Source organism: Aeromicrobium sp. REDSEA-S32_B7 (assembly GCF_001626145.1).
Lineage (GTDB): Bacteria > Actinomycetota > Actinomycetes > Propionibacteriales > Nocardioidaceae > Aeromicrobium > Aeromicrobium erythreum.
In genome coordinates, this window is record NZ_LUNF01000273.1 from 1 (window position 1) to 6,411 (window position 6,411).

Sequence of the window (6,411 nt, forward strand, 5' to 3'; positions counted from 1 at the left end):
GTGGTGCCGATGGCGTCGAACGCACCGCCGTACCCGGTCACGAACGGGTCCTCCCGGAACCGCCGGAAGACCTCGGGGTCCCAGCCGTTGGCCCTGACCAGGACGGCGCCGTAGCCCTGGAGGTACGTCGCCAGCCGCCCGACCAGCTTGCGCAACCGAGCCTCCTCGTCGATGGCGTCCTCGACCGTGGCGAGCACCGACCAGACCCGCACCGACGCGGGGTCGCGGCCGGCGCGCTCGGCGGACTCGCGGACCACCCGCACCATCCGGGCCAGCGCCTCGTCGGTGAGGAAGGTGTGCAGCACGACCCCGTCGGCCACCTGGCCGGCGAGCTCGAGCGACCTGTCACCGATGGCCATCATCAGCACGGGGATGCGCTCGTCGAAGGAGGAGTCCTGGTTGAGGTAGGGGTAGCTCCCCGCCGGCCCCTCGTGCCCCACCACGGACTCGCCGCGCCAGAGCCGGCGGTAGATGCCGATGGCGTCCTCCATCTGGGCGCCGGTGATGCGCGGCAGGCCCATCAGGTCGAAGAGGACGTCGAAGCCACGGCCGAGCCCGAGCGCGTAGCGGCCCTCGCTCATCCGGTGCGCCGTCGTGGCCATCGTGGCGGTCACCAGCGGGTGCCTGGTCACGTGGTTGGTCGCCGCGGTCGCGATGCCGAGCCGCTCGGTGACCCCGGCGACCGCGCCGGCCAACGGTCCCGTGACGCTCCTCGTCGACGGGTCCGTCGGCACCCAGTCGGGAGAGGGCCTGGCCGAGGCGCTGCGCCGCCGCGGCCTGCCCGTGCGGCACGTCGACGCGTCGGCCCTGCTCGAGAGCAAGATCGCGCGCGGCTGGCCCACGGACCGCAAGAAGGCGACCTGGACGGGCGAGCTCGTGGTCGTCGACTCCTCCGCGCTGGCCTCCGACGCCCTCGTCGCGACCCTTGGCACCCGTGTCGACCACGTGGTGCTGGCGCGGTCGGTCGACGACGACGCGGTCGCGGCACGTCGCGTGCGCAGCCTGCTGGCCGTGCAGGGCGTCGACGTCGCCCTGACGGTCCTGCTCCCGCGCCGCTGAGCAGCACCCGGGAGCGGCCCGGGCCCGGTGGGTCAGACGGCCCGGAGCCTGGCCAAAGCGACGAGGCCGAGCCGCTCGCGCGCCACGACGCCCACGACGACGTGGACGATGGCGACCACGGCGGTCGTGGTGACGGCCACCGTCCACGACGTGCCCCACAGCAGCAGCGCGAGCGCGCTCGGGACGAGGACGAGCACGACGGGCAGGGCGGCCGCCCAGAGGATCGGTCGCCACGGCGGGCGCACGCCCATCAACACCTGCACCTGGTAGCCCACGACGAGGGTGTCGACGACGATGGTCGCCGCCCAGGCGACGGCCGCGCCCTCGATGCCCCAGTGCGGGACGAGCAGCGCCAGCAGGAGGAGGTCGAGCACGAGCGCCCCGGTCTTGTCGGCGAGCTGCCAGCTGCTGCGCCCGGCCATGAGCAGCACGCTCTGGACGGCGCCCGCGGCGGTGGCCACCGCCATCGCAACCGCGAGGACGCGCAGCGACGTCGCGCCCGAGGTGAAGTCGGGGCCGAAGATCGAGAGCACGGGCTCGGCGAACACCGCCAGCACGGCGTAGAACGGCCAGGCCGCCCACACCATGGCGGCGGTGACGACGCCGTACAGACGTCCCACGAGCGCCGTGTCGCCGCGGGCCGACGCGCTGCTGATCGCCGGCCCGACGGCGATGCGCGCCGCCTGCTGCACGACCTCGCCCGCACGGGCGCAGCGCGTGACCACGGCGTACACGCCGGCCTCGGCCGGCGACGCGAGCACGCCGACGACCACGACGTCGGCCCACTCGAGGACGACCTCGACGCACGCTGTGGCCCCCCGTGCCGCGCTGAATCCCCAAAAGCCCGGGTAGGCGCGGCGCGGGGTCCGCGTGCGTGGGACGTGCCGCAGGGCGAGCGCGATGGCGACCACGAGCACGAGCGGCACCGGCAGCAACCACGCCGCCACAACCTCGCTGACTCCCCACCCGGCCAGGACGGCGACCCCGACCGCGACCACGCGACCGGCGGGCAGCAGGACGTTCTGCAGCAGCGGGTAGGTCAGCGTGTCGCCGGCACCGCGGGAGACCCCGAGGGCGAGGGCGGTCAGCGAGGCCAGGACGGCGAGCGGGACAGCGGCGACGACCACCGCGGGGGCCAGGCCGTCGGGCGCGGTCGCGAGCGCGAGGGGGACCCCCACGAGCACGACGAGCGCACCGATGATCGCCAGGATCGTGATGATGTCCTTCTGGGTCATCACCATTCCTTCCGATAGTCGTGGTTGGCCTTGACCATGTCTTTCAGGGTCGTCGGGCCGCCTTCGGGATCGCTCGTATGACGCTGCACATTCTGGGTGCCGGTCTTGGGCTGCTTGCCCGCCGCCAGATCCTCGAGGATGCGGGTCATGCTGTCATAGTCGAGATCTTCGTAATTATCGTCGTTGATCTGGACCATCGGCGCGTTGGTGCAGGTGCCCATGCACTCGACCTCGGTCAGCGTGAACAGCCCGTCGGGCGTGGTCTTGCCCTTGGTCATCCCGCGGTTCTTGCACGCCGCCATGACATCGTCCGACCCGCGCAGCAGGCACGGCGTCGTGCCGCAAACCTGCACATGATAGCGGCCGACCGGCGCGAGATTGTACATGGTGTAGAAGGTCGCGACTTCGTAGGCGCGCATGAACGGCATATCGAGCTCGGCCGCGACATATTCGATCACCGGCACGGGCAGCCAGCCCTGCGTCTGCGTCTCGGCACCGACCTGGCGCTGCGCGAGATCGAGCAGCGGCATCACCGCCGAACGCTGACGCCCCGCCGGGTAGCGCGCGACGACGGCCTTCGCCTTCTCGGCATTTTCCTTCGTCCACGCAAAAGCGCCCCAGCGCGCGCGGACTTCGGCTTCGTCGGGGATTTGGGGTGCGTCAGCCATTTTCTTTAAATTCCGAAGTTTTACTGACCGATAGAAACAATTGGGCGAGGCCATAAACCCCTCCACCCAGTGCAGAGATCAGAACGGCCCCTAATGGAAAGAAGAGAAACGCCATGCTGGCCGTACCGTCTCCGGGGTAGGTCAACATGTACCAAACCCCGAAGCCTACGAACGCTGCACCTATGGCGACACAAATCCACGAAAAAGTACGAAAATACCCCAAGATGCGAGCAAACCGGTTACTGCGACCCGCGGCTTCCTCAGCCAGTTGATGGCGATAAGCCGCGAGCCAATTCACCGGTCGCACTCCCCGAACACGACGTCGATCGCGCCGATGATCGCGGTCGTATCGGCAAGCATGTGCCCCTTGCACATGAAGTCCATCGCCTGAAGGTGGCTGAACGCTGTCGGGCGGATCTTGCAGCGGTACGGCTTGTTGGTGCCGTCGCTGACCAGATAGACGCCGAATTCGCCCTTGGGGCTTTCGGTCGCCACGTAAACCTCGCCCGCCGGGACGTGAAAGCCCTCGGTATAGAGCTTGAAGTGGTGGATCAGCGATTCCATCGACTGCTTCATCTCGCCGCGCTTCGGCGGCGAAACCTTGCGGTCGAGGCTGGCAACCGGGCCGCTGGGCATGTCGCGCAGGCACTGCTTGATGATGCGAGCCGACTGATAGACTTCCTGCACGCGGACCATGAAGCGGTCGTAGCAGTCGCCCTTGGTCCCAACGGGAATGTCGAAATCCATCTTGGCATAGGCGTCATAGGGCTGTGCCTTGCGCAAATCCCACGCGATGCCGCTGCCGCGGATCATCGGGCCCGAGAAGCCCCAGGCCAGCGCGTCTTCCTTGCTGACCACGGCGATATCGACGTTGCGCTGTTTGAAGATACGGTTGTCGATGACGAGGCTCATCGCATCGCCGAACAGTTCGGGCAGGCGCTTATCGACCCATTCGCCGATATCGACGAGCAGCTTTTCGGGAACGTCCTGATGGACGCCGCCGGGGCGGAACCAGGCCGAGTGCATCCGCGCGCCGCTCGCGCGTTCGAAGAAGTTGAGGCAATCCTCGCGCAGTTCGAACACCCACAGGTTCGGCGTCATCGCGCCGACGTCCATCACGTGCGACCCGATGTTGAGCATATGGTTGCAGATGCGCGTCAGCTCGGCGAACAGCACGCGCAGATATTGCGCGCGTTCGGGCACTTCGAGATCGAGCAATTTCTCGATCGCCAGCACATAGCTATGCTCCATGCCGAGCGGCGAGCAATAGTCGAGCCGGTCGAAATAGGGCAACGCCTGCAGATAGGTCTTATACTCGATCAGCTTTTCGGTGCCGCGGTGGAGCAGCCCGACGTGCGGGTCGACGCGTTCGATAATCTCGCCGTCGAGTTCCATCACCATGCGCAGCACGCCGTGCGCCGCGGGATGCTGCGGTTCCGTGGTGCCGGACCGTCGCATTATCGGTCATGCGTCACCTCCTGCTTTGGGCTTGCGCGGCTTGATCGGCGCCTTGGCGGCTGCCTTGGGTTTTGCCGGAGCCTTTTCGGCCTTCTTGGTCGCGGGCGTCTTGGCCTTTGCCGCAGGCTTGGCCTTGGCGCCGTCCTTGCTCGGCTTCGCGGCTTCCTTATTCGCCTTTTCGCCCGCGCCGGTCTGCTTGCCGTTGTCGGTCGTCTTGGGCGTCGGCGGCGGTGCCTTCTTCGCCTCGTCGGTCTTCTTGACCGCCTCTGCGGTCATCGGCGTCGGCGCGCCCTTGCCCGGCGCCTCACCGGTGCCGCCCGCCTTTTCGTCGCCGGGAAGGATATAGTCGGCGCCTTCCCACGGGCTGAGGAAGTCGAAGCTGCGGAAATCCTGCGCCAGCTTTACGGGCTCGTAGACGACGCGCTTGTCCTCTTCGGAATAGCGCAGTTCGGTATAGCCGGTCAGCGGGAAGTCCTTGCGCTGCGGATGCCCTTGGAAACCATAGTCGGTCAGGATGCGGCGCAGGTCGGGATTGCCGCTGAACAGCACCCCGTACATGTCGAACACTTCGCGCTCGAGCCAGCCCGCATTGGGCCACAGCGTCGTTGCCGTCGGGACCGGCGTGTCCTCGCTCGCCGAACACTTGACCATGATGCGGTTGTTCGTGGTCAGCGACAGCAGCATGTAGACGACTTCGAACCGCTCCGCGCGGCTCGGATAGTCGACTCCGGCGATTTCCATCAGCTGCTGGTACTTGTGGTCGTCGCGCAGGATGCGCAGCACGTCCTCGATGCTGTCGCGCTTTACGGTGAACAGCAGTTCGCCGTGCTCTTCATGCACATCGAGCAAGTGCGCGCCGAGCGCCTTGCCCAGCGTGTCCTTCAGCCCGTTGATCTGCGTGAAGCGGGGTGCGGAATGTAGCGTAGCCATTGCGCCCTACCTCTCGATCGTGCCCGCGCGGCGGATTTTCCGCTGCAGCTGCATCACGCCGTAAAGCAGCGCTTCGGCGGTCGGCGGGCACCCGGGAACATAGATGTCGACGGGGACGATACGGTCGCAGCCGCGCACCACCGAATAGCTGTAATGGTAATAGCCGCCGCCATTGGCGCAGCTGCCCATCGAGATGACGTATTTGGGCTCCGACATCTGGTCGTAGACCTTGCGCAGCGCGGGCGCCATCTTGTTGCACAGCGTACCGGCTACGATCATCACGTCGCTCTGCCGCGGCGAGGCGCGCGGAGCCACGCCGAAGCGCTCCATGTCGTAACGCGGCATGTTGACGTGGATCATCTCGACCGCGCAGCAGGCGAGGCCGAAGGTCATCCACCACAGCGATCCGGTGCGCGCCCACTGGAACAGGTCCTCGGTGCTGGTGACGAGGAACCCCTTGTCGTTCACCTCGGTCTGGAGCGCGTTGAAATAGTCCGCGTCGGGCTGGCGGGTTTCGCCGCCCTGCGCGGCGGGCACGGTCTGCGGCGGGGTGATGATGGTCGAATTGCTCATGTCATTCCCAGTCCAGTGCGCCCATCTTCCATTCATAGGCCAGGCCGACCGCCAGAATGCCGAGGAAGATGATCATCGCGATCCAGCCGGTCCAGCCGGTGTATTCGAGGCTTACCGCCCAGGGAAACAGGAACGAGGCCTCGAGATCGAACAGCAGGAAGCTGATTGCCACGAGGTAGAACTTGACGTCGAACTGGCTGCGCGGGTCCTCGAAGGCGGGGAAACCGCACTCATATTCGCTGAGCTTCTCGGCATCGGGCTTGTGCGCTCCGGTCAGCCGCGACACGCCCATCGGCAGGAAGACGAACAGCGCCGAAAGCCCTGCGGCGAATATCAGGAAGATCAGGATGGGCAGGTATTGTTCGAGGTCGACCACGAATGATTCCTAGGCGTAAAGCTTGGTTCGCGCCCGCCTCTAGGCCCCTCACCCAGATGGCGCAAGGGTGCAGAAATGCGAACAATTCGCAACAATTCCGCACCCCGCGCAC

Annotated in this window: 9 protein-coding genes; 1 reads left to right on the forward strand and 8 read right to left on the reverse strand. The window is 66.7% G+C overall.

Features of this window, described 5'->3' with window-relative positions:
- Positions 1–695, reverse strand: a 695-nt coding sequence (locus tag A6Q79_RS16320; protein ID WP_317698781.1) for a TIGR03857 family LLM class F420-dependent oxidoreductase, incomplete at its 3' end; no start/stop codon positions are given.
- Between A6Q79_RS16320 and A6Q79_RS16325 the strand changes: the two genes are divergently transcribed.
- Positions 595–1,059 (forward strand): hypothetical protein, encoded by a 465-nt coding sequence (locus A6Q79_RS16325; RefSeq protein ID WP_317698786.1) that lies wholly within the window; start codon positions 595–597, stop codon positions 1,057–1,059. The genes A6Q79_RS16320 and A6Q79_RS16325 overlap by 101 nt on opposite strands.
- 32 nt (positions 1,060–1,091) lie before the next feature.
- Here the strand turns inward: A6Q79_RS16325 and A6Q79_RS16330 are convergent, their stop codons facing one another.
- The 7 genes from A6Q79_RS16330 to ndhC form a co-directional block, all read right to left on the reverse strand.
- On the reverse strand, positions 1,092–2,294 hold the full coding sequence (locus tag A6Q79_RS16330) for a polysaccharide biosynthesis C-terminal domain-containing protein (RefSeq protein WP_317698782.1): 1,203 nt from the start codon (positions 2,292–2,294) through the stop codon (positions 1,092–1,094).
- Positions 2,294–2,962 (reverse strand): NAD(P)H-dependent oxidoreductase subunit E, encoded by a 669-nt coding sequence (locus A6Q79_RS16335; RefSeq protein WP_288988021.1) that lies wholly within the window; start codon positions 2,960–2,962, stop codon positions 2,294–2,296. Before A6Q79_RS16335 ends, A6Q79_RS16330 begins: the two co-directional genes overlap by 1 nt.
- On the reverse strand, positions 2,955–3,110 hold the full coding sequence (locus A6Q79_RS16340; protein WP_317698783.1) for a hypothetical protein: 156 nt from the start codon (positions 3,108–3,110) through the stop codon (positions 2,955–2,957). The genes A6Q79_RS16335 and A6Q79_RS16340 overlap by 8 nt, the downstream gene beginning before the upstream one ends.
- Before the next feature lie 146 nt (positions 3,111–3,256).
- Complete coding sequence (locus A6Q79_RS16345) at positions 3,257–4,420, reverse strand: NADH-quinone oxidoreductase subunit D (RefSeq protein ID WP_317698784.1); 1,164 nt, start codon at positions 4,418–4,420, stop codon at positions 3,257–3,259.
- Positions 4,421–4,426: 6 nt separating this feature from the next.
- The gene (locus A6Q79_RS16350) at positions 4,427–5,350 is read right to left on the reverse strand and encodes an NADH-quinone oxidoreductase subunit C (RefSeq protein ID WP_317698785.1); all 924 of its coding nucleotides are present in this window, start codon (positions 5,348–5,350) and stop codon (positions 4,427–4,429) included.
- Positions 5,351–5,356: 6 nt separating this feature from the next.
- A complete protein-coding gene (locus A6Q79_RS16355; protein WP_082835494.1) occupies positions 5,357–5,923 on the reverse strand; it encodes an NADH-quinone oxidoreductase subunit B family protein in 567 nt (188 codons plus the stop codon).
- A gap of 1 nt (position 5,924) precedes the next feature.
- A complete protein-coding gene (gene ndhC, locus A6Q79_RS16360) occupies positions 5,925–6,299 on the reverse strand; it encodes an NADH-quinone oxidoreductase subunit A (protein WP_050601222.1) in 375 nt (124 codons plus the stop codon).
- Positions 6,300–6,411: the final 112 nt, after the last annotated feature.

Bases quoted from the DNA above. Each gene is read 5' to 3' on its own strand.
- A6Q79_RS16330 (WP_317698782.1), bottom strand. From the start codon at position 2,294: ATGACCCAGAAGGACATCATCACGATCCTGGCGATCATCGGTGCGCTC.
- A6Q79_RS16335 (WP_288988021.1), bottom strand. From the start codon at position 2,962: ATGGCTGACGCACCCCAAATCCCCGACGAAGCCGAAGTCCGCGCGCGC.
- A6Q79_RS16340 (WP_317698783.1), bottom strand. From the start codon at position 3,110: ATGTTGACCTACCCCGGAGACGGTACGGCCAGCATGGCGTTTCTCTTC.
- A6Q79_RS16345 (WP_317698784.1), bottom strand. From the start codon at position 4,420: ATGCGACGGTCCGGCACCACGGAACCGCAGCATCCCGCGGCGCACGGC.
- A6Q79_RS16350 (WP_317698785.1), bottom strand. From the start codon at position 5,350: ATGGCTACGCTACATTCCGCACCCCGCTTCACGCAGATCAACGGGCTG.
- A6Q79_RS16355 (WP_082835494.1), bottom strand. From the start codon at position 5,923: ATGAGCAATTCGACCATCATCACCCCGCCGCAGACCGTGCCCGCCGCG.